At 28.5% G+C, this 19,776-nt stretch carries 16 protein-coding genes; 2 read left to right on the top strand and 14 right to left on the bottom strand.

Annotated features, from left to right (window positions below):
- Positions 1-164 precede the first annotated feature (164 nt).
- Positions 165-776 carry a JAB domain-containing protein gene (locus ACKTTV_RS12550; RefSeq protein WP_408031186.1) on the top strand — a complete coding sequence of 204 codons (612 nt, stop codon included), beginning with the start codon at positions 165-167 and terminating at the stop codon, positions 774-776.
- Positions 777-912: 136 nt separating this feature from the next.
- Here ACKTTV_RS12550 and ACKTTV_RS12545 read toward each other — a convergent pair whose 3' ends face one another.
- The 9 genes from ACKTTV_RS12545 to ACKTTV_RS12505 all read right to left on the bottom strand — a co-directional run bounded on the left by ACKTTV_RS12545 (position 913) and on the right by ACKTTV_RS12505 (position 12,241).
- Positions 913-2,724, bottom strand: a complete 1,812-nt coding sequence (locus tag ACKTTV_RS12545) for a DUF2326 domain-containing protein (RefSeq protein ID WP_408031185.1) — start codon at positions 2,722-2,724, stop codon at positions 913-915.
- Positions 2,711-2,932, bottom strand: coding sequence for an ABC-three component system middle component 6 (locus tag ACKTTV_RS12540; RefSeq protein WP_408031184.1), 222 nt, complete (start codon positions 2,930-2,932; stop codon positions 2,711-2,713). Before ACKTTV_RS12540 ends, ACKTTV_RS12545 begins: the two co-directional genes overlap by 14 nt.
- Before the next feature lie 17 nt (positions 2,933-2,949).
- Complete coding sequence (locus ACKTTV_RS12535) at positions 2,950-3,891, bottom strand: ABC-three component system protein (protein ID WP_408031183.1); 942 nt, start codon at positions 3,889-3,891, stop codon at positions 2,950-2,952.
- 57 nt (positions 3,892-3,948) lie between these two features.
- On the bottom strand, positions 3,949-4,512 hold the full coding sequence (locus tag ACKTTV_RS12530; RefSeq protein WP_408031182.1) for a hypothetical protein: 564 nt from the start codon (positions 4,510-4,512) through the stop codon (positions 3,949-3,951).
- A gap of 34 nt (positions 4,513-4,546) precedes the next feature.
- Complete coding sequence (locus ACKTTV_RS12525; protein WP_408031181.1) at positions 4,547-4,669, bottom strand: hypothetical protein; 123 nt, start codon at positions 4,667-4,669, stop codon at positions 4,547-4,549.
- 428 nt (positions 4,670-5,097) lie between these two features.
- Complete coding sequence (locus ACKTTV_RS12520) at positions 5,098-6,279, bottom strand: MvaI/BcnI restriction endonuclease family protein (RefSeq protein ID WP_408031180.1); 1,182 nt, start codon at positions 6,277-6,279, stop codon at positions 5,098-5,100.
- Complete coding sequence (locus ACKTTV_RS12515; RefSeq protein WP_408031179.1) at positions 6,276-8,489, bottom strand: DNA cytosine methyltransferase; 2,214 nt, start codon at positions 8,487-8,489, stop codon at positions 6,276-6,278. The genes ACKTTV_RS12520 and ACKTTV_RS12515 overlap by 4 nt, the downstream gene beginning before the upstream one ends.
- 294 nt (positions 8,490-8,783) lie before the next feature.
- The gene (locus ACKTTV_RS12510) at positions 8,784-11,999 is read right to left on the bottom strand and encodes an AsmA-like C-terminal region-containing protein (protein WP_408031178.1); all 3,216 of its coding nucleotides are present in this window, start codon (positions 11,997-11,999) and stop codon (positions 8,784-8,786) included.
- 62 nt (positions 12,000-12,061) lie between these two features.
- Positions 12,062-12,241 carry a hypothetical protein gene (locus tag ACKTTV_RS12505; RefSeq protein WP_408031177.1) on the bottom strand — a complete coding sequence of 60 codons (180 nt, stop codon included), beginning with the start codon at positions 12,239-12,241 and terminating at the stop codon, positions 12,062-12,064.
- A 196-nt stretch (positions 12,242-12,437) separates the two neighbouring features.
- Between ACKTTV_RS12505 and ACKTTV_RS12500 the strand changes: the two genes are divergently transcribed.
- Complete coding sequence (locus ACKTTV_RS12500; protein ID WP_408031176.1) at positions 12,438-13,616, top strand: tetratricopeptide repeat protein; 1,179 nt, start codon at positions 12,438-12,440, stop codon at positions 13,614-13,616.
- Between the two features lie 440 nt (positions 13,617-14,056).
- Here the strand turns inward: ACKTTV_RS12500 and ACKTTV_RS12495 are convergent, their stop codons facing one another.
- From ACKTTV_RS12495 to ACKTTV_RS12475, 5 genes are all read right to left on the bottom strand, one after another.
- Positions 14,057-14,260: a hypothetical protein gene (locus ACKTTV_RS12495; protein ID WP_408031175.1), complete on the bottom strand. Its 204-nt coding sequence runs from the start codon at positions 14,258-14,260 to the stop codon at positions 14,057-14,059.
- A 181-nt stretch (positions 14,261-14,441) separates the two neighbouring features.
- Positions 14,442-14,909 (bottom strand): hypothetical protein, encoded by a 468-nt coding sequence (locus ACKTTV_RS12490; RefSeq protein WP_408031174.1) that lies wholly within the window; start codon positions 14,907-14,909, stop codon positions 14,442-14,444.
- 235 nt (positions 14,910-15,144) lie between these two features.
- Positions 15,145-16,608 (bottom strand): AAA family ATPase, encoded by a 1,464-nt coding sequence (locus ACKTTV_RS12485; protein ID WP_408031173.1) that lies wholly within the window; start codon positions 16,606-16,608, stop codon positions 15,145-15,147.
- A 68-nt stretch (positions 16,609-16,676) separates the two neighbouring features.
- Complete coding sequence (locus ACKTTV_RS12480; protein ID WP_408031172.1) at positions 16,677-17,810, bottom strand: vWA domain-containing protein; 1,134 nt, start codon at positions 17,808-17,810, stop codon at positions 16,677-16,679.
- Positions 17,811-18,374: 564 nt separating this feature from the next.
- On the bottom strand, positions 18,375-18,683 hold the full coding sequence (locus tag ACKTTV_RS12475) for a hypothetical protein (RefSeq protein ID WP_408031171.1): 309 nt from the start codon (positions 18,681-18,683) through the stop codon (positions 18,375-18,377).
- Between the last annotated feature and the right edge of the window lie 1,093 nt (positions 18,684-19,776).

Raw genomic sequence — 19,776 nt, 5'->3', positions numbered from 1 at the left:
TTTTCTGAGGTCGTTTTTTTAATACTAACTCCTATTTAACATAATATTTAAAAATTAAAACACTTCATATCATTAAGTCATTGTAAAACAAGAGTTTTAAACTCATCAATAATATTCATAATTTACAAATGCAATTATAATCTCGATGTTTGTATATTTACGTTATGAATGTAAGACTATCCAAAGAACAAAAAATACAAATACTCAACTCCACTGATGTTTACAAAATAATGCAACAAGTATTGCTACGAGAAAATAAAATTAGACGCAATCAGGAGCATTTTTGGGTAGTTGGTTTGGATAATGCTAACAAGATTTTATTCATAGAGCTTATCGGTTTAGGAGCTGTTAATCGAGTAAATGCAAATCCTCCCGATGTTTTTAGAATGGGAATTTATAAGTTGGCAATTAAAATGATACTTGTACATAACCATCCTAGCGGAAATATTGAACCTTCAGAAGCGGATAAAACGTTTACAGACAAACTTTTAAAAGTTGGTAAACTAATTAACATAGAAGTTGTTGACCATTTAATAATTTCAGAAGAAAAATACACTAGTTTGGCAGACAATGGTGTTATAACAAAATTGCAAAACTCTGGTGCGTTTGAAATTGTGGATAAGGAAAAGAAAGATTTGGAGGAATGGCGTATAAAAACAGAGAAAGAATATTCCGTTAAAATTGATATTGCTAAGAAAATGGTTGAAGATGGTATTGATTTTGATACAATTAAAAAATATACTGGCTTGACCAAGTGGGATATTAAAAAGCTATAATGGTTGAAGATGGTATTGATTTTGATACAATTAAAAAATATACTGGCTTGACCAAGTGGGATATTAAAAAGCTATAATGGTTAAAAATTAGCCACTACTACCCAGTTGTTTATGAGGTGTTTACAAGTATAAGGTATTAGAACTTAAAGCCAAATAGAGTTTCTCTGGCATCTCTATCACTCAAATTTAAAACGATTTCAGAATCATCAAATCTTATAGGTAAGTCTTCGTCATCAGATGGTAAGTCGTCTTTTATTATAGAGAAAATATATTGAATATCATATTCAGAAATCAATCGTCTAACTAAGGTTAAAAGTCTATGCTTAACCCCATTATCTTCATTTGCTAAAACATCGTCGTGATAAACAAATTTATAATATGAATTTGTTGAATAAGAAGTTAAAATGGCTAAGTCAAAACAAACGCAAAATAACTTTGTATATGTGTAACCATCTCCTTGCGCTGTATCTATTCTTCTTTCTCCACTTGAAAGAACTTTAGGAGGTAAAAAATCTACGTTATTATTATTATTTATATTCCAAGAGATATAAGCGTCTTCATTTAAGATAACTTTATAGTATTGTGAGAATTTAGTCCTTATTTCTTTATAGACTTCATTCTTGTCAGTATGCTGAAATTCAGAACTAATTGACTTTGTAAGTAGTTCTAATTTTTTTTCTATGTTGTCAATTTGCTCCTCTTTTTCAATCAATAAATTTATAGTCTTTAATTTTTCACGCAATTGTATTAATTGACTTTCAACTTTTACTAAATCTTTTTGATAGCTTTTGAACTTATTAAATGTATCCGTATTTTGTAAAACGGACAATAACTCTTCTTTCTGAAGATTTAAGCTCTTTAGTTCTTCTCTTATTTTATTTAAACTATCATTTTTTCTCTTTAATGTTTTTCTAAGTAGTTTATTTCTTTCTTCTGTAATTTCTTTGTTAAAGTTTAAAAGGTCTTCATAGTCTTTTTTCAATTGTTCTGGAAAGTATAAATTTACTTCATTGAAGACCTTATCAATTTTATGTAAATCAAAACTAAATTGATTTTTTATAGAATTTCTTAATTTATTTATATCAAACTCTAAATTATACGAGGCTGTATTTAGTTCACTAATTTTAAGTTCAAAATCTTCAACTCCTTCTTTGATTAAATTTTTATCTTGTTCATAAAAATTAAATTTGTCAATTTCTTTTGACATCTCAATAGAATTAGCTTCTTTTATTTGTAATTGTGCAACTATTTCATCTCTATCATTTATATTAATAGAAAATTCATTTTTTAACTTATTAATATATTTTTGAATTTCTTCTTTAGTCTTATCATTTTCATATTTTTCAAGAAGTAAATTACCATCGAAACCCAAAAAATCAAACATAAATGGTTTCCAAAATATATCCCTTCCTTTAAATTTAGTTAATCTATAAATATCTGCATAATCTCCTTGTCTTCTGATACTATAATTAATAGACTTTCTATAATCATAATTCTTATTTTTGAAAAAATCAAAATTTAAATATTCAGCTAACATAACTTTAGCTTTTTCTATTGAAACTGACTCTTCATCCCATTTCTTTGGAGGACTGAAATCCCTGGTCTCTTGACTATTCAAGCTAAAGGAAATTTTAGAATGATTAAGAACCTCTCTTTTAATTGTTAAAAACCTACCGCTATTTAATAAGATTTCTAAATAAAAGATATAAGAAGAAAACACATTTTCTCCTAATTCGTTCTTAGTAGTAAATAAAAAATGATTTTTAGGCGTTATTCCTTTTAATAACAATATATCAATTAATTCTGAAAGTAAAGTTTTTCCTAAATTATGAGCATTTTTATTTGCTGATACTTTAGTTTTTACATCAGCGTATACTACATTAAGACCACTATTAAATTTAATGTTCTTAAAAGTATCCTTATTCGTGTATAATTTATTTAACTTCATTTAAGATAAAAGAATCTTTATTTTTTTCATAGTTAATTTTATTCAATAGATATAAAAAGTTTAAAGCATATGGGAGTATTTCTTCAGAATCTTTTTCAAGGTTATTTTTTACTCCATCTAAAAGCTCATCATATCTAATTATGTTCCGTCTTTTGAAACTAGAAAGTATATATGCACTTACATTTATAAGTGATATATCTAAATTCATATGTTTATCGGGTTTTATCATTTTACTCCAATCGAACAAGTATAATACATATAATGCAAAAATATACTAACAAATCGTTTTTTACCTTTTAATTTTAAGCTTCCTTCTGTAGTTAATTTTCTAATAAAAACTAAAATCTCTTCAAAAGCACCAAAATCATCTCTTTTAACAGTAATGATTTGTTTTAATTCATCAACACAATCATAATAATTTTCTTTTATAGATTCATTTCTCGGATTTTGAAGAAAAGAGTCTATTTTATTGAAATGCTCCAAAGATTCATTAACTATTATGTCTTCAAAATATATTTGTCCTAATCTGTTCTTTTTATTCTTTTCACTTATATCAAGTTTAGAATAATCAAATTTAACTTTTTCGATTCCTTTATTTATATCATTTTCGATAGAAGGTAGCTGATCTTTAAATGCTAAAATTAAATCTTTTAATTCTTCTTCTGAAAAAGTAAATGGAAGTATAAATTTGTCTAGATTAAATTGCTTAACAATATCTTTATTTATATTTAAGTATGAATCATTTAATGTTTCTTTACCAATTATTTCGACATTGCACACTCCAGTTTCATCTATTATTTTTTTTCTGAGAGCGGAGCCAACAATTCCTGTATATTTCCTGTTTGTAAAAAGTAAATAATTGTCAATTTCGTTAGATGTCTTTAGCTTTTTTATTTTAGCAATCTCCTTATCAATAATTGTTTTAAAATCAGACTCTGAACAACTTGAGATAGGACTACTTGAATGTTTAGCTTGAATTATAAAATTTCCTTTCCAATTTTCAGAAGAAGATGGGAAATTATTTGCTGTTCCTGTAAACCTACCATCTCGACCACCATCTTTACCTTTTGCGAATGAAATTACTCCTGTACCAAGAATCACTTGACATATTGTATTGACTAATTTTTCAAAGTCGTCTTCGGAAAGTTCTTCTAATCTGTAATCCATAATTATTCAAAAATACATTTTATTATCTCATCAATGATATAAATAAATGATAAATTATTATTCTGGTAAAGCATTAATCTCGTTTTCAAATCTTTGTTTAAATTTCTCCCTGAAACGAAACATTTCTTCTTTTGAATTTTGAATTTTTTGAACATATTCATAGAATCTTTCCCTAGTTTCATCTAATAAGATATTTGGATTTATCATTGTATTTTTATCTCCAATTACTATTAGTTGATTTACACCATAAAAAAATTGCCCCATATTTTTAATTCTCCCTTCGTGAATTAAACCATTTCTATAGTCATCATTAATTATTTTGGTTATTGAGATAATTTCATTTTTACTTAATTTTTTAATGCTTTTTAGACCAGAACAAAATTTCTTAATTCTATCAGAGTTCCCTGTTCTAATAAAATAATCTCCAATAAAATCAATAGCCGTTAGAATTAATACACCTTTTGAAAAGGCTTCAAATTCATTATTTAATTTCTGCGCTGGCTTGAAATAAAACTCTTCAACTCTTTCAACAAATGCTTTTAATAAAATTTCTCCATTTTCTAAATCTAAATATGGCGTTTTATAGTTTGGAGAAAAATAAAGTATGTCTTCGACTCTCATAATTTATGTTTGTAACTTAGAATCTTTAAATTAATCAATAATTATATTTTCTTTGCAATGGATAACCAGAAGTTATAACAAAGTTTTTAAATAAACATCCCATTCCATACACATTCCCCCACTCTCCTATCGTCATTTCGGGTAATAAGTATTCCATTACATTTTAAAATAACTTTTGGGTTAAAAAAATTGGAGAAAATTGTCTATTGCTAACGCTTTTTTCCAAAGCAAAGTAACATAACGCAGTACATTATAGTGCAAAAGGGTTTGTAAGCTATAATTCTATATTATGTGTAAATAGCCCAGAATATTCACGTTTATAAAGATTATTCATTGCTTGGGTCATTTAACATTGGTCTGGTTTTCTGCTAAACAATAAACATTTCGTTCGTTTGTACTATAATTAGTGCGCTATTAGATACTTTAAAAATTGATACTCAATCAATACTTATTAAATAATATAAACCTTTGGAAACAATTACGGTTCATTCACCATATTTTAGACTCCAGAGCGTTAAGAAAATGTACACCGCACATTTTCTGGGTAAAAAAGCAAGTCTATTTAACATAATATTTAATGCTTCATTAACTTAATAAGTTATAAATACTACTTGGAGGAAACAATAAATCTAAACTATTTGGTTTAATTTTAAACAATGGTCCTTTTTCAACTACTTTTCCTTTTGAATTTCTTTTTATTAAATGGTCTAAAGTGATAACTCCCTGCTCTAATAATAAATCAAATTGAGATACCATTGGTTTCTTAGTATGTTCAACTTGTTTATACAGGAAATACTCTTTTCCATCTTCTTTAATGACATCTGCAGAAACCCAAAAAGTCTCTCTATGTTTTTCTAATAATCTCTGATGTAATTTTTCAAGAGTCCAAACTACAAAGTCCCCTATTTCATTTCTGCTAGAAGTTTCTATCAAATGGTTAATATTAGAATCAACTTTTAAAGACAACCCTTGAGAATTAATAGTTTTAGCGGAAACAGTACAATATAGCTTAAAATCTTCTTCTCGCCAGTAGCCAAAAGCATCTAGTATTTCAGCTGAACTCTTAAAGTTACTTAACCTCCAATTAGGAACTTGAGCAAATAAATTTTTTCTATTTCCCTTATTAGCTCTAAAAGATTTTAATTCTATCCCTTTATAATCTGGCAGTTTTGAAGAGTTTATTTCAATTCCTAAAGCTGTTTCTAATGTTCTACCAACAGAAGTATCTGCATCTACTATAGATAAGATAGGTCCTCCTTTAGCTAGATTTGTTAATTTGTTCAATAGCTCCTTTGATACTGCATTCTCAGCTGTATTAATTTCACTTACAAGTTCTTGTATTGGATTAGCTATAGAGGAGTTAATCAATTCTTGAATTGATAATTGAGTTAGGTTTAAAATATGTAATCTGCCCTTAAAACCAATTATCGCTATAATATCATTAGGATTAGAATATTTTGTTAATCCACTAAACCAAATCCTCGGGTCACCTTTCTTTGTTTTAGGTCTATATAATGAAGTTTTAGATTTATTAACGCTATCAGACTCGTAAATAAATGCATCAATGATGACTTTGTTTTCTGGTCCCTGACTTTGAATATTATAATCATGAAAGTCGTTTTCCCTTAAATAATTTCTGACTGTACCTGTAGCATCCATAATAGATTTCTTCAAGCCAGTAGTAGTTGGTTCAATTAAAGTTAAAGAAATAGAGTTTTCAGTTAAAATTTTTAATTTCTCTTCTTCTTGATTAGTTAATAGTCTCATCTAATTTTTTTGAGTATTTCTATAGCAACAGCTCTAGCCATTAGCGGAGGTACTGCATTTCCAACTAAAGTATATTGCGGTAGTTCAGATTTTCTATTATTGCCTCCTGTAGAGCGTTTTCCTTGAAAAACAAAAGAATCATCAAACGATTGTAGTCTAGCCATTTCCCTAACAGTTAAAGCTCTTGGCGAGTTATAATGTATATAATCATCAGGAATTGTCATTACCGTTGGGCTTTGACTTTCTGGTTTGAGAACATTATAATTCCTTTTATTTGAAGATAAACCGCATTCATTCAACTTTTCTTTAGCTTTTTTATAATCCCCTTCTTTTAAAATTATATCAAGTCTTTTGATAACATCTTTTCCTTGATTACTAGTTTTATGATTATGAAGAATATCATATACTTTTTCTCCATTATTAAGAGCTTCTTCATTTCTTACATAAAATGGTTTGGTTGATTTTTCAAATCTCCCATTTAGTCTACCACTTCTACTCCATTCTGCAAAAGTTTTACCTTTAGTTTTTATTGGTTTACCATCAATAGAACGTTTTTTTAATAATTCTTTCATTTTATTAGCCGTACCATTATACTGCTTGGAAATATCAACCAGTTGATATTGATGTGCTTCTTGGTTATTTCCGATAAAATCTAAATCATATAAAGCCTCAAATACAGAAACTTTTTCTTCTTCCTTTACTGTTGCTGGAATTTCTGATATAAATTTTTGGTCTTTTCTACACCCAATAAATAATACTCGTTCCCTATTTTGAGGAACCCCGTAGTTAGATGAATTTGCTACAAATGGAGCTTCAATCTTATACAGTCTTATGTCACTAATTATTACATCTAATTCGTTATTTTGGTTTTCATTGCAATAATCACGTATTAATGAAAGACAATCGTCAATGCTCAATACATAAATTTTTAAAGCACTTATTATATCATCACAGGCTTTTTTATAGTCTTTAGCAATATTTAGTTTGCTAAAAGCAATTTCTATTTTATTTATAATTTCGTTTGAATCTATCTCAGTGAGAAATTGAGTAAAAGAATCTATAAAGTAATCATTATCGATGTTGCAAAAGTCTTTTTCTCTAATAATATCTCTTTTTAATTTTTCCCATTCTTTATTTCTAACTAAAAGATTAAACCCGTGTCTGATAGTACTTATTCTTTCATCAGTTTTACTAGTTTTATAGTCAGCAATATTCGGAGTTAGTTTCTTAAACTTTGAATCAATTGTCTTTATATATAGCTCTTTAACTTCTTCGGCTTTAGAGTCTGTATATTGCTCTATTTCAATTCTTTTAACTAGGCAATCAATTAAGAAACTATTATCAAGATTTGTCTTTTTTAAAGATCTTACAAAGGATGATAGACGAGGAATTTCATTAATATCAACAATAGAATTAATTTCTTTTATAATTAGTTCTTTTATTTTTCCTTTCTCTTTAGTCAATATTCCTTTCACATTTTCCATCACAAAATACTTAGGTTGAAGTACTTTGATTACCTCTAAATAGTGTGAAAATAAGTCATCCTTTTTGTCAAACTTTTTTCTCTTTCCTGCTAAACTAAAACTTTGACAAGGCGGTCCTCCACATACAACATCAACTTTCTTTCCATTTATTTTAGAAAGTAAATTATCTAAAAAATCAGGTTCGGTAATATCTTGGCATAAAAAATCGGCATCTAAACCTAATTGATGATTATATCTAACTACGTGAGTAAGCTCAGAATTGTCATTAATATCATTCGCAAGCAGAAAATCAAAAAACTTATTATTATGCTCGGCCTGTAAAAAACCTTCACTAAATCCTCCCGCGCCTGCAAATAAATCTACAAACGTGAAAGGTTTTCCGTATAAAGAAACTTGCTCTCGAACAATATTTACATTATGGTTTTCCTTATATGCCTTTACAAAACCAGTTAGTTTTGATTTTAATTCTTTATTCGTGTAACTTTTTTTGTATGAATTATTTAATAAATCATCCGCTCTATCTCTTAAATAGGCTAAGTAGTAATTTATTTCTGTTGCTCTTTCAGAATTCTCTTTTACGGATTGTGTTTCTTTATCAAAGTCTTCTTGTTTTACTTTTTCTCCTGTTGATAATTTTACTTGTTCAGAATTACAATTAATTCTTAAATGAATTGGAGAAAATCCTTTTTTATCAGATTTGTCAAGGTAGAAATTTATAGTAGCCATATATTAATTGCGGACGTTTTTACGGACACGGACAAATTTACGGACACTAAATTAATAAACCTACTAAAATTTGAAATATTTATATTTTACACTACTCCATACATATTTTGCCTCCACTCTTCTACCCTTTCAGTAATAAGCGTATTACATTTTCAAATAAACATTTGAAGTAAAAAAAAGGAAGAAAATTGGGGTTTATAACTTTTTTTCCAAACCAAAGTTACCTCTCAATTTTGTATAAGATAAACTCCAAGCATAACATATTAAAATACTTAAATTCAACTATGTGAAAATTTACTTCTTCTTCTTTTTAGCTTTCTTCATGGAAACTTTAAAATCATCTACAGTTCCATGTAATTTTAAATTTAAGTATTTTACTTTTTTAGTAGGATCAACTTCTATAATTTCATCCTCCTCTTCTTTAGTTCCACTATTTTTTTTGCTGCCAAATAATTTATATAGAACAGCTTTTTTAACGATTTTCCAGGGAATTCTTAAGTAATATTCAATATTATTATTTAAATCTTGTGTTCCAGATAACTCCATATGTCCTAAAGTTGATTCAATCGTCATGTTAGGGATATTTATACGACCATTAATGATATCTATATGGTTTTGAATGGTGTCAAATTTGATATTATTAAGATTTTTATCACCCATATAGCTAGATAACATTTTCATAGGTTCATAATTCTGTAATTTTCCGTTAAAAACTTTTACATCCATGTGAATTTCAGATTGATCTAAATCTGGCACTAAATCAGGATATACTCTAATTTTTCCGTCTATTGTAGTAGAAACATGTCCTTTTAAATTATCAGAAACCAAATGATCTTGTCCAAAATTTTCAAACTTAAATAAGAATTTATCGAGATCAACATTAGTAGCTTCTATAGTAGGTTTCAGGTAAATTTTCTTCGGATTACTACCGTTAAAGTAACCAGACATATTAAAATTACCTCCAGCTGCATTCATATGCAATGTATCTACATAAATGAAATGATTTTGAGTCGTGCGTAGTTTCGCTTTTATGTCTTGCAAATGAATTCGTTGATACATAAAATAATCTACATCTATATCAAATTTCATATCCGTAAATGGTAACTCATACAAATTAAAAGCATCTGCATGGGCAGCAACATCAGCAGTTTTCGATTTTACGGTTATTGTTGCCTTCTCTGTTGTTTCGTCAGGTGGAAATAGCTGATCATAATCAATATAGTTCGCTTTAAAACTAAGATTATTGTCTCTTTTTTTAATTGCTTCATTATCTCCTAAATAATAGTTCAAGCCTATATTAAAAGAAGTTCTCCCTATTTTACCTATAAAATCTTTCACTACAAGATGGTCATCTTCATAATGAAAATCACCTGTAAAGTCTTCAAATCGTAATGGATGTACATGCATTTTGGTGTTTAGCTTGTCCAATTCTAAATCTATAGAATGTAATTTAGATGCTTTATAATGCATACTAGAATTTACATGTAATTCTAGTTTTTCAAATTCTTCATGTCTATATTCTTCAGGAACATAATTTTCACCTTGATACGAGAAAAGGTTTTCCAAACGCAATAAATCCGAAGTTAAAGAAATATCTAAATCGACATCACCATTCAATTCTTTTTGCATCCAAAAACCATAATTATGTACAAGTCCGTTAAAGTGAAAATCAGAATCATCAATAAAACCCGTAAAATCTTTAATTTTAAGATCTTTATCATCGATTAATATATCTACGTGAAAATCATGGAATTTATGCGGATAATGCTTTAGTTTCGCGTTAAGACTATCTACAAAAAACTCTCCTTTAGGTAAATATTTACTTTCAGTAAAAGCCTTTGCTGAGGATTTAAATGAAAATCCAGCAGTTAAATCTCTAATTTGCTCATCGATACCTGTTTTTATACTATCAGTAGCAGAAAATTTTGTAAGTTCAGCAATATCTAATAGTTTCGACTTAATATCTAAATGAGTTACGGCTAGTGTATCTGTATGATGCACAATAGCTGGTAGATCCGATACATATCCAGTTATTGAAATATCAGATTTACCTAAAAGCATATCAAATTGATTAATTGTTGCTTTTTTTCCATTCATTACTACATGCGCATTGAGTTTTTCTAATGGTGCAGGAAGATCCTTGGAAGATAAACTTAGTTCATCAATTTTTAACTCACCATAATAAGCCTGATTCAATTTACTGAGTGCTTGTTCTGGATTATCAATATCTATAATATCATGAAAATTCATTTTTAATGAAACATTTCCTGATGCAATATCTACTTCACTTAAATTTAAAAAATCAGCTATAAATTCAAGATTAAAGTCTGCATTTAATCGCATATCTATTTCTGGTTCATCAAAATTATTGATCACAACATTTCCTAAAATCTTTCCTTTTCCTAATTTGGCAGTCATATCTTCTAGCGAAAATGTAGTGGTACGAGAACTTCGTTCACTACCATTCGTAAAATGCCCTTTAAAGCCAATGTTTTTGACTCGCTTACCTTTGTTGGTGTTTTCGAGAAAAGCTTCACTTACACCAAAATTTACATCGAAAAAAGGTACTTGTTGATTCAATGTAGGTCCTTTAACGATTGCGTTAAAATAGATTTTTCCTGCATTTTTATAGCGTTCTAGCACAGGTATAAGATCTTCTGGAGCAAAGGCGATAAGCATATCAAAATTTGGCTTCGCCCCTTTTATTATAAGATCAAGATCTACGTCGTTTTTTGTGTCTATTTTTCCTTCAAGATCAAAATCACCATGTTCCATAGTAACCCGAGAAGGTTCAATGGTAAGCAATCCAGTATCTTTATTAAGACTTACATCTGTATGAAGATCAAAGTGTTTGTGCTTTATATAAGTAGTATCTCCATTATATAGTACATTCATTTCAAATTTAGTATCAATATGTCCTGAAACAACTTCATTATCAATATTGAAACCACCATCAGCCTCATAAATAAATGTTTCAAAGTCTGTATTTTGACCTTCATCTTTTTTATGGATATCTAAATTGTGTAATTTAATTTTTTGAAGCTTAAAACCTATAGGCTCTTCACTTTCTGTTTCATCAAAGGATTTTAATGCATTCAAAAGATTTAGACTTCTATCTTCATGAATTACAATATCAAAAAAACCGTCTTCTACAATTAATGATTTAACGGTATAATTTCCTTGTAAAATATCCCACAAATTAAATCCTATGTAGATATCTTTAACGTCTAGAATAACTGGTGAATTATCCTTTTTAGTTTCATTTATTTTTAGATCGTCTACTTTAAAAGAGATGTTTGGAAAATTACTAAAGAGTGATAAATGTGTATCTCCTATAGTAATAAAACCTTTATGTGTTTTGTTTAGATCAGTTATATGATCTTTAATAATACTATTTTGTTTTGTATTTATGTAGAATACCGAAGCACCCAGAAAGAATAATGGTAAAAGTATTACACAAGCAATAAATCGTAACCAGAATTTTCTTTTTTTAAAGGTTTCAAATTTCATAATACTTATGATTATTATAGTAGTGTATGGTTAGTAATAAATGTTTAAACTAAAAAAAGCAGCTAAAATTTTATATGGTCATTTTTTTTACTTTTTGCTTGGTTGATACTTACATCATAACCCATGCCATTTTTATCTACGCAATAGTCTATTACCGCTACCCTATCAACATCATCAACAAAGGTTTGAGAGTAAGAACAAAAAGAAACAATCAAGTATCCAAAAAACAAAAGCTTTTTCATATAATTAGTTTATGGCTAAAGTACTTTATTTCTTTCTTCAACAAGAAAAAAAATCTATAATTCAGAAAACTTTATAGCCTTTTTTAAGGTTATTTAGCATAGTATCGGATATAACAGCTTTGAACTTATATCTATAGATATTTCGAAATAAATATTTATGCTATATTAACCATCTAAAAAATGAAAAAGATAGCATATGCTAGTTATTAGTTACTTTATTTTTTTGTTACTATTTGTGATGATATTAAGACCATTTTCAACTTTAGTACATGAATTAGGTCATGGTATTCCAGCTTTGTTACTTACAAACAAAAAAGTAACCTTATATTTAGGTTCTTATGGTAATCCAAAAGACAGTTTTAAATTTGTAATAGGCAGATTAGAACTTTTCTTACATAAAAAGCTTTTTCATTGGAAAATTGGTCTTTGTGTTTTTGAGCAAAATACACTTTCAATAAATAAATTACTATTTATTAATGTAATGGGGCCTTTGACCTCACTTGGACTGTCTATTATTTTAAGTTATATCGTCTTTTTTAGTGAATTAAATGAGAATGTGAAGTTTATCTTGTTCTTTTTTAATGTAACAACATATTACGAGTTCTACAGAGATATAGTTCCGCATAATGATCCAATAGAACTTCATAATGGAACAACAATCTTTAACGATGGTAAGCAAATATTGGAATTATTAAAGGCTAAAATGATTCCGAATGAATATTATATAGGTGTTGAATACTACAATACAGGAAATTATGAAGCGGCGTCCTTAGAAATCGAAAAGGCTCTTAATAAAGGCTATCAAGAAAATATAGTTTATCAGTTATTAATAAGTGCGTATTTGCAAGTAAAGGACTATACTAATTCAGAAAGAATAAATAACTTATACAGTAAAAAGGCGCAAAAAGAATTTAACTCAAATGATTATTCAAATTCGGGGTTAATAAAGTCCTTTTTCGGTAATTATGAGGAAGCTATTGAAGATTATGATAAAGCTATTGAAATGGATCCTAGTAATAGCTATGCCTTAAATAATCGTGGCTATACTTATAATATTATTGGAAATTATGAAAGTGCCATAAAAGACTTTGATAAGGCGATATTATTTGACGAAAATTTTGCTTATCCAATAAACAATAGAGGGTTTGCAAAGATTAAACTTGGTTTTAAAGAAGATGGACTGAAAGATCTTGAAAAGTCTATGAAAATGGATGGTGAAAATTCCTACTGCTATTTTAATTTCGGCGTGTATTATTACGAAGAATCTGATTATCAAAAGGCTTTAGAATACTTTAATAAGGCTAGAGAACTAGATTCAACAACGTATAAACTTGATAGTTATATAGAAAAAGTTATGAAGAAATTGGAAATATAGAAAATCAGGGTTCATACTTATATTCATTTAGAGAAATGCATGAAAAAGCGTTCGAAAACGCTTTTAAAGAAGAGTCAACTAGCTCGGCCGTTTTTCAATATCTATAAATACTAAATGACTTAATGAACCATTATCTGTATATATTTCTATTACTAACGTTTTTTCATGGTATTGGTTAAGCTACGGTATTTTACTATCGTTGCTCAGGGTTTCTATCTATTTGATTTATAGGGGTTTTGGGTATTTCATGTTCTTGTATTTTGTAATATATTTGAATATAAGTTTTTAGTTACTTACTAAAACTCTTGTATATCCCCCACAAAAAAACTCTTTTGTTACCCCCTAAAACGAAAGAGTTTTTTTATGTTAACTCCAAACGTCTTTTATTAATTCTCATTATCGATTTACTTGACTTATTAATTAGTGCTTCTTAACTATATTTAGATTATTCCTTCCTTAGTAAGTATTAACGCCAAATGAAAATTAGTCTTTGCTTTATACGTTGCTCTAATTTTCTTCAATGACTTCTCAATGGTCGATAAACTACAAGCTTCAAATCCTTCTGATCGAAGTATCTTAGGTAGATCAATATTTTTTAATCCTTCAGCCAATAGCTTAACAATTCTAAACTCAAGATTCGTCATTTTTTTGATTTATTATGATAAAATGTGTTTAACCCATGCAAATGTATTAATTCTCTTAACATTTTAGTATTAAATCTTAGACATAGAAAACACCTTAAATAAAGTGCTTGGTGGTAAGTTTATAATTTCATTTCAATCTTTATCGAATAAATATGCTATCAATTAATAACATGCCAACCTCTTATAAAGCTTTAATTAGATTTATTTTTCTTCCCTGTATGATAAGGTCTTTAAAGTGATTTACTTCACTAGGAGAAGAACTTTGCCTTACTAGTTCATGTCCTAATTTCCATCTCTCCTTTATTATCGATTTTGATTTCTTAGAAATTTGATAATTAGAATTAGTAATTTTTAATATGTGATCTTTTGGCCATATGAAATTATATTTCTCAAAGTAATGCTCTAAATCGCCACTCCATAGCCAATTACCATCTGTTTTTAAGGTTCCATAATGAGTAATCCATTCTTGAGAAAAAACACATTGAGTTCTGTCAAGGGTAATCGTTTCAAAATCACAGATTCTTAAATAATTCAAATAAAGATCTTTATTCATCATAACCTTATTAGATTTATTACATTCTGACAAATATTGATCTGTAATTTCATAGATTATTACTTCATCATCTTTAATATTTAGAATTTGTCTCATATTAAAATTGATTTTACCTTTTGGTTGTTATGAGTATTTAAGATACAAATATAACAGCCGTAATAAAATTTACTTAGATCAATCATCACATATAACTTTTCCTTTTTTTAAGACGTTTTGGCGAACTCATACTTGATTAAAAACAATCATACTTCTTTTCTGTGTTTCTATTATCGTAAAAAAGAACCCAGAAAAGAAGTATGAATTGATTAATGCTTCAATAAGTAAAGAAACCTTAAATACCTCTTATATAACTATCCAAAGGGTCATTAAATTGATAGCCAGTTGTAAAACGTTCCTTATTTAAAACTTTGTATTCTGACAAAGCCCAAAGCACAAATTCTTGTAGGAAAGGCGTGTCTTTCTCAGAAATTTGAGGTTGGTATTTATCAATTAATGCAGCTAAAGGTTTAATTGAATTTAATTGCTCTTTAAAATAAGTATCGTCCATATCATCGAGTAATTCAACAGCTTCTTTAGAAGAAAACCACTCGGAAATTGCGTCATAGGGTGATGATTCCCCTTCTCTTTTTAACTTCTTTATCTCAGGGAATAAAGTATTGAAAATCGTTTTAATTGCATTATTTAATAGCAGTTGTGCCACATTGTCGGCTCCCTCCTGCTCACCTTCATATACTAATTCCATTTTTCCAGTAATTGCAGGAATGGTTCCTAAGAAATCTAATACACGAATAGATGTATTGGTTTCTTCGTTTAATAAAGATCTTCGTTCTGCGGTACTTAAGAGATTTTCAAAGATAGAGATACTCATTCTAGCACTTACCCCACTTTTCAAGTCGATATATTCACTTTTTCTCGCTTCAAAAACTAATTGTTCTATTAGATCTCGAGCCAATTCAGGAACATGTATCGTATCTTTTTGTTCTTGAAGATAGGTCGCTTCTTGTGCAGTAATTTTCTTGGCTATTTCTATTGATTTCGGATAGTGTGTCAGAATCTGAGAACCAATACGATCTTTTAGAGGTGTTACAATACTACCTCTGTTTGTGTAGTCCTCCGGATTCGCTGTAAAAACGAACTGTAGATCTAATGGTAAACGTAATTTAAAACCTCTAATTTGAATATCTCCCTCTTGCAATATATTAAATAAGGATACCTGAATTCTAGCTTGCAAATCAGGAATTTCGTTAATAACAAAAATACAGCGATTCGCTCTTGGAATCATTCCGAAGTGAATTACTCGATCATCCGCATAATTTAATTTTAAATTCATGGCTTTTATAGGATCGACATCCCCAATTAAATCAGCAACAGTTACATCAGGAGTGGCTAATTTTTCAAAAAAGCGTTCGTCTCTATGTAACCAAGAGATAGGTGTATCATCTTGATGTGTCGCAATTAGTTCTTTTGCATATCTCGATAAGGGTTGTAAAGGATCATCATTAATTTCAGAACCTTCTACAACAGGAATGTATTCGTCTAGTAAAGAAACCATCAATCGTGCTAATCTTGTTTTTGCCTGTCCTCTTAATCCTAGAAGATTGATATTGTGTTTCGATAAAATTGCAGTTTCTAATTCGGGAATTACCGAATCTTCATAACCCCATACTCCAGTAAAAACTGTCTCTTGTTGTTTAAGTTTTTTTATAAGATTATTTCTTAATTCGTCTTTTATTGAAAGTGATTGATAGCCTGCCGCTTTTAATTCGCCTAATGTCTTTATTTCCTTATGATTCATGTTATATTTTTAGTAAATATTCCTTTAAAGAAGGATCGTATTTTTATTAATATGGTATGTTAATCCTTTTAAATTCTTCGGATTCTTTTTTTTCTATTTTGTTCGTAATCTTCGAAAATCATTTCTCCTAAACCTTTTAAACCTGTATAAAATGCTTTTCCTTGATTAGCCTTTGTAAAATGCTGAATGAATTGCATTAAATACGGATCTCTCGCAATCATAAAAGTGGTTATGGGAATATGTAATTTTCTTGCTTGAGATGCCATATTGTAACATTTTTCTACAATATGTTTATCCAAACCATTACTGTTTTTATAATAGGTGCCATCCGAAAGACGTAAACAACTCGGTTTACCATCTGTAACCATAAAAATTTGTTTGTTGGTATTACGTTTTCTTCTTAAAATATCCATAGCAAGTTGCAATCCAGCAACTGTGTTGGTATGATAAGGACCTACCTTTAAGTATGGTAAATCTTGAATTGAAATGGTCCAAGCATCATTACCAAAAACTAAAATATCGATGGTGTCTTTCGGATAACGTGTTCGAATCAATTCCGTTAAAGCCATCGCTACCTTTTTGGCGGGAGTAATTCTGTCTTCTCCATACAAAATCATGCTATGACTTATATCTATCATTAACACAGTGCTCATTTGTGCTTTGAAATTGGTCTCTTGCACAATTAAATCCTGTTCTGTTAATGAGAAATCACCAATACCATTATTTATCTGAGCATTTTTGATACTTTCGGTCATAGAAATTCGATCAAGAGAATCTCCAAAATGAAAATTTCTGAATTCTCCAGTATGTTCATCTCCCCTGCCAATTGCTTTTGTCTTATGATTTCCAGTACCACGTTTTTTTAGCTTTCCAAAAATTTGATTTAAGGCATTCTGTCGTAATGCTTGCTCGGTTTTTGAAGTGATTTTAAAATTTTGACCACCACTACCCTTTCCATCATCTATTTCCTCTCGGATATAGCCTTTATTCTTTAAATCCTCTAAAAAATCGTCTAATGTATATTCTGGAGTGGTTAATTTATATTCTTTATCCAGTTGTTTTAACCATTCAAAGGCTTCATCAAAATCTCCAGACGTATATGTTAGTAGTTCTTTGAAGATATCAAAAAGTTTGTCGAATGGAGGAAGTTTTTTTTCCTTGAATTTTTCAAAACGTAACCCTTTGTTAAACTGTCTATTCATACCTTAAAAATACGGCTATTTGTATTTTTAAACCAGTTAATTGATGGATTACTACAATTTTTAACGTTTATAAATACGAGGAAATTGGAATTTAGGGGGGATTAAGATTGTTTTGTACTTCTTTAGTTGCTTTGTTTTTACTATTTTTGATGTTATGAAAGATAGCTATGAACAACTTAATATAGAATTTGTAGAACCAAGAAAAGTTTCTCTAATGACTAAATTGGTTTCAATTGCATTGTCTTTAATTTTAGTTTCAATACCCTTGGTTGATCTAATTCCTGGGATAGAGTATCTTGGCAATATTTACTATTTCTGTGAGAATTATATGACTTGTTTTCCTCACACTCTTAAATGTTTTCCTTTTTTCTAAGGGCTATCGAATGAATCCGTCTCGATATATGAAAAGAATACAATTTATAGATTAGCTTGGTCTTGGTCGTTTCTGTTTTCTGAGTTGAACGGTTATCAATATTTTGAAATTACCCAGTTTTCTTACGACTACAAGCAGTTAAGGAAACCAAGAATAACATGATTAATATTTTTATTTTCACCATATAAATATCATACTCCTTTAAGCTCAAAATCATATAAGCCTGCATCTACTCTATGAATCTTAATTTTAAACTTTTGACCAATCTTAATTAACTTAGGGTTATATACTTGTTCCGTTCGCTTATATTTTATTCCATTATGATAATATTCAAAATAAAATATGTCTTTTCTAGAAGTAGTCCCTTTTGGTACATTAAGTTTAATCTTAGTTATTGTACCTTCAACCCAAATAAAATCTGATTCCAATTTCTTTTTTCTTTCATTAGCGCTAATAAAAATAAATGAGAATAGAAGAATGGAAAATATGAGTCCTATCAATCCACTTTTTTTAGCGTCAGATAGTTTATTGAAAGAATACATATATTTTTTTTCTGTCAAAAGTAACTTAAATCAAAATGTTTTATAGTTAAATAATTTATTTATTAGAATGATAATGTTAAGGAATTTACCTGTTATTAGGTTTGGGAGAGCTAATTTTATCTTATTTAACACCTACTCTTTTAATGGTTTTTACTTAGATGTTTTTCAGGGATTCTCCCTGTTTTATTAAATAAAATAACTATATATATTTATTTCGACTTACGACTTGTCTCAGGGGACTATGTAGATAAGTTAAAGGTTAAATAAAATGTTCTGCGTATTAACCAAACTTCTAACTATACTCTGAAACAGATTAATGCGCGGTTCTTTTATTTGTTTTTTGTTTGTTTTCTTTCATAGTATTTATTTTTTTACTTTTACGAGAAAAATAATTATAAAAAGGTACTATTCTATTTTACTGTTGTCTTTAATCTTTTTTACTTGCAATCCTGAAGGTTCTAAATACCCAGAATCTGAAAGTATTATTAAAATAGGCTTTAAAAGCTATTATTGTATTGTATTGTATTGTATTTTAGATCTATGAAGAAAAAAGTATCGGGTATTATTTTATTAACTCTGGGCTTATCTTTATTGATTATAGAGTTTCAAGACATTCCAAGAAGGGTCGAACATATTTTCAGGTTACTCTTTAGTAAAGAACCTCTAGAAAAATATGGTTATCACTATATAATTTTACAATTAGTGTTATACTCTATTATATTCATTTGTATTTACTACGGAATAAAATTTCTTAGGCTCAAAATAAAAGAGTCTTAACATTGTACTGTTCTTAAAGTTTATATTTTATCTATGTTTATTATTATTTATCTTTTCTGTGTTCCCTTTTCAATTTTTTTAATTGACAGATTGTATAGGCGAATAAAGCGAACTTACGGTAGCATGAAGTACTTTCACGGTATTTCGTTTTTTGCTCTTTCTTTATTACTTGTAATCTTTCTTTTCGGGTTTCCATATATAGTATCTATATCTATATTGAGCTTTTTATAGTTAATAAATAAATATTGTTTGAGAAGATTTTTAATCTACTGAC

The organism is Tenacibaculum xiamenense, assembly GCF_964513065.1.
Classification (GTDB): domain Bacteria; phylum Bacteroidota; class Bacteroidia; order Flavobacteriales; family Flavobacteriaceae; genus Polaribacter; species Polaribacter xiamenense.
Note: the sequence above shows the minus strand (reverse complement) of the source record. Positions and strands in the feature narration are given on the sequence as shown.

What these genes read in the sequence shown, in the direction of transcription:
- ACKTTV_RS12545 (WP_408031185.1), bottom strand. Translation starts at nt 2,724, where the DNA reads ATGAAGTTAAATAAATTATACACGAATAAGGATACTTTTAAGAACATT.
- ACKTTV_RS12510 (WP_408031178.1), bottom strand. Translation starts at nt 11,999, where the DNA reads ATGAAATTTGAAACCTTTAAAAAAAGAAAATTCTGGTTACGATTTATT.
- ACKTTV_RS12550 (WP_408031186.1), top strand. Translation starts at nt 165, where the DNA reads ATGAATGTAAGACTATCCAAAGAACAAAAAATACAAATACTCAACTCC.
- ACKTTV_RS12535 (WP_408031183.1), bottom strand. Translation starts at nt 3,891, where the DNA reads ATGGATTACAGATTAGAAGAACTTTCCGAAGACGACTTTGAAAAATTA.
- ACKTTV_RS12485 (WP_408031173.1), bottom strand. Translation starts at nt 16,608, where the DNA reads ATGAATCATAAGGAAATAAAGACATTAGGCGAATTAAAAGCGGCAGGC.
- ACKTTV_RS12520 (WP_408031180.1), bottom strand. Translation starts at nt 6,279, where the DNA reads ATGAGACTATTAACTAATCAAGAAGAAGAGAAATTAAAAATTTTAACT.
- ACKTTV_RS12540 (WP_408031184.1), bottom strand. Translation starts at nt 2,932, where the DNA reads ATGAATTTAGATATATCACTTATAAATGTAAGTGCATATATACTTTCT.
- ACKTTV_RS12495 (WP_408031175.1), bottom strand. Translation starts at nt 14,260, where the DNA reads ATGACGAATCTTGAGTTTAGAATTGTTAAGCTATTGGCTGAAGGATTA.
- ACKTTV_RS12525 (WP_408031181.1), bottom strand. Translation starts at nt 4,669, where the DNA reads ATGGAATACTTATTACCCGAAATGACGATAGGAGAGTGGGGGAATGTG.
- ACKTTV_RS12500 (WP_408031176.1), top strand. Translation starts at nt 12,438, where the DNA reads ATGCTAGTTATTAGTTACTTTATTTTTTTGTTACTATTTGTGATGATA.
- ACKTTV_RS12530 (WP_408031182.1), bottom strand. Translation starts at nt 4,512, where the DNA reads ATGAGAGTCGAAGACATACTTTATTTTTCTCCAAACTATAAAACGCCA.
- ACKTTV_RS12515 (WP_408031179.1), bottom strand. Translation starts at nt 8,489, where the DNA reads ATGGCTACTATAAATTTCTACCTTGACAAATCTGATAAAAAAGGATTT.
- ACKTTV_RS12480 (WP_408031172.1), bottom strand. Translation starts at nt 17,810, where the DNA reads ATGAATAGACAGTTTAACAAAGGGTTACGTTTTGAAAAATTCAAGGAA.
- ACKTTV_RS12505 (WP_408031177.1), bottom strand. Translation starts at nt 12,241, where the DNA reads ATGAAAAAGCTTTTGTTTTTTGGATACTTGATTGTTTCTTTTTGTTCT.
- ACKTTV_RS12490 (WP_408031174.1), bottom strand. Translation starts at nt 14,909, where the DNA reads ATGAGACAAATTCTAAATATTAAAGATGATGAAGTAATAATCTATGAA.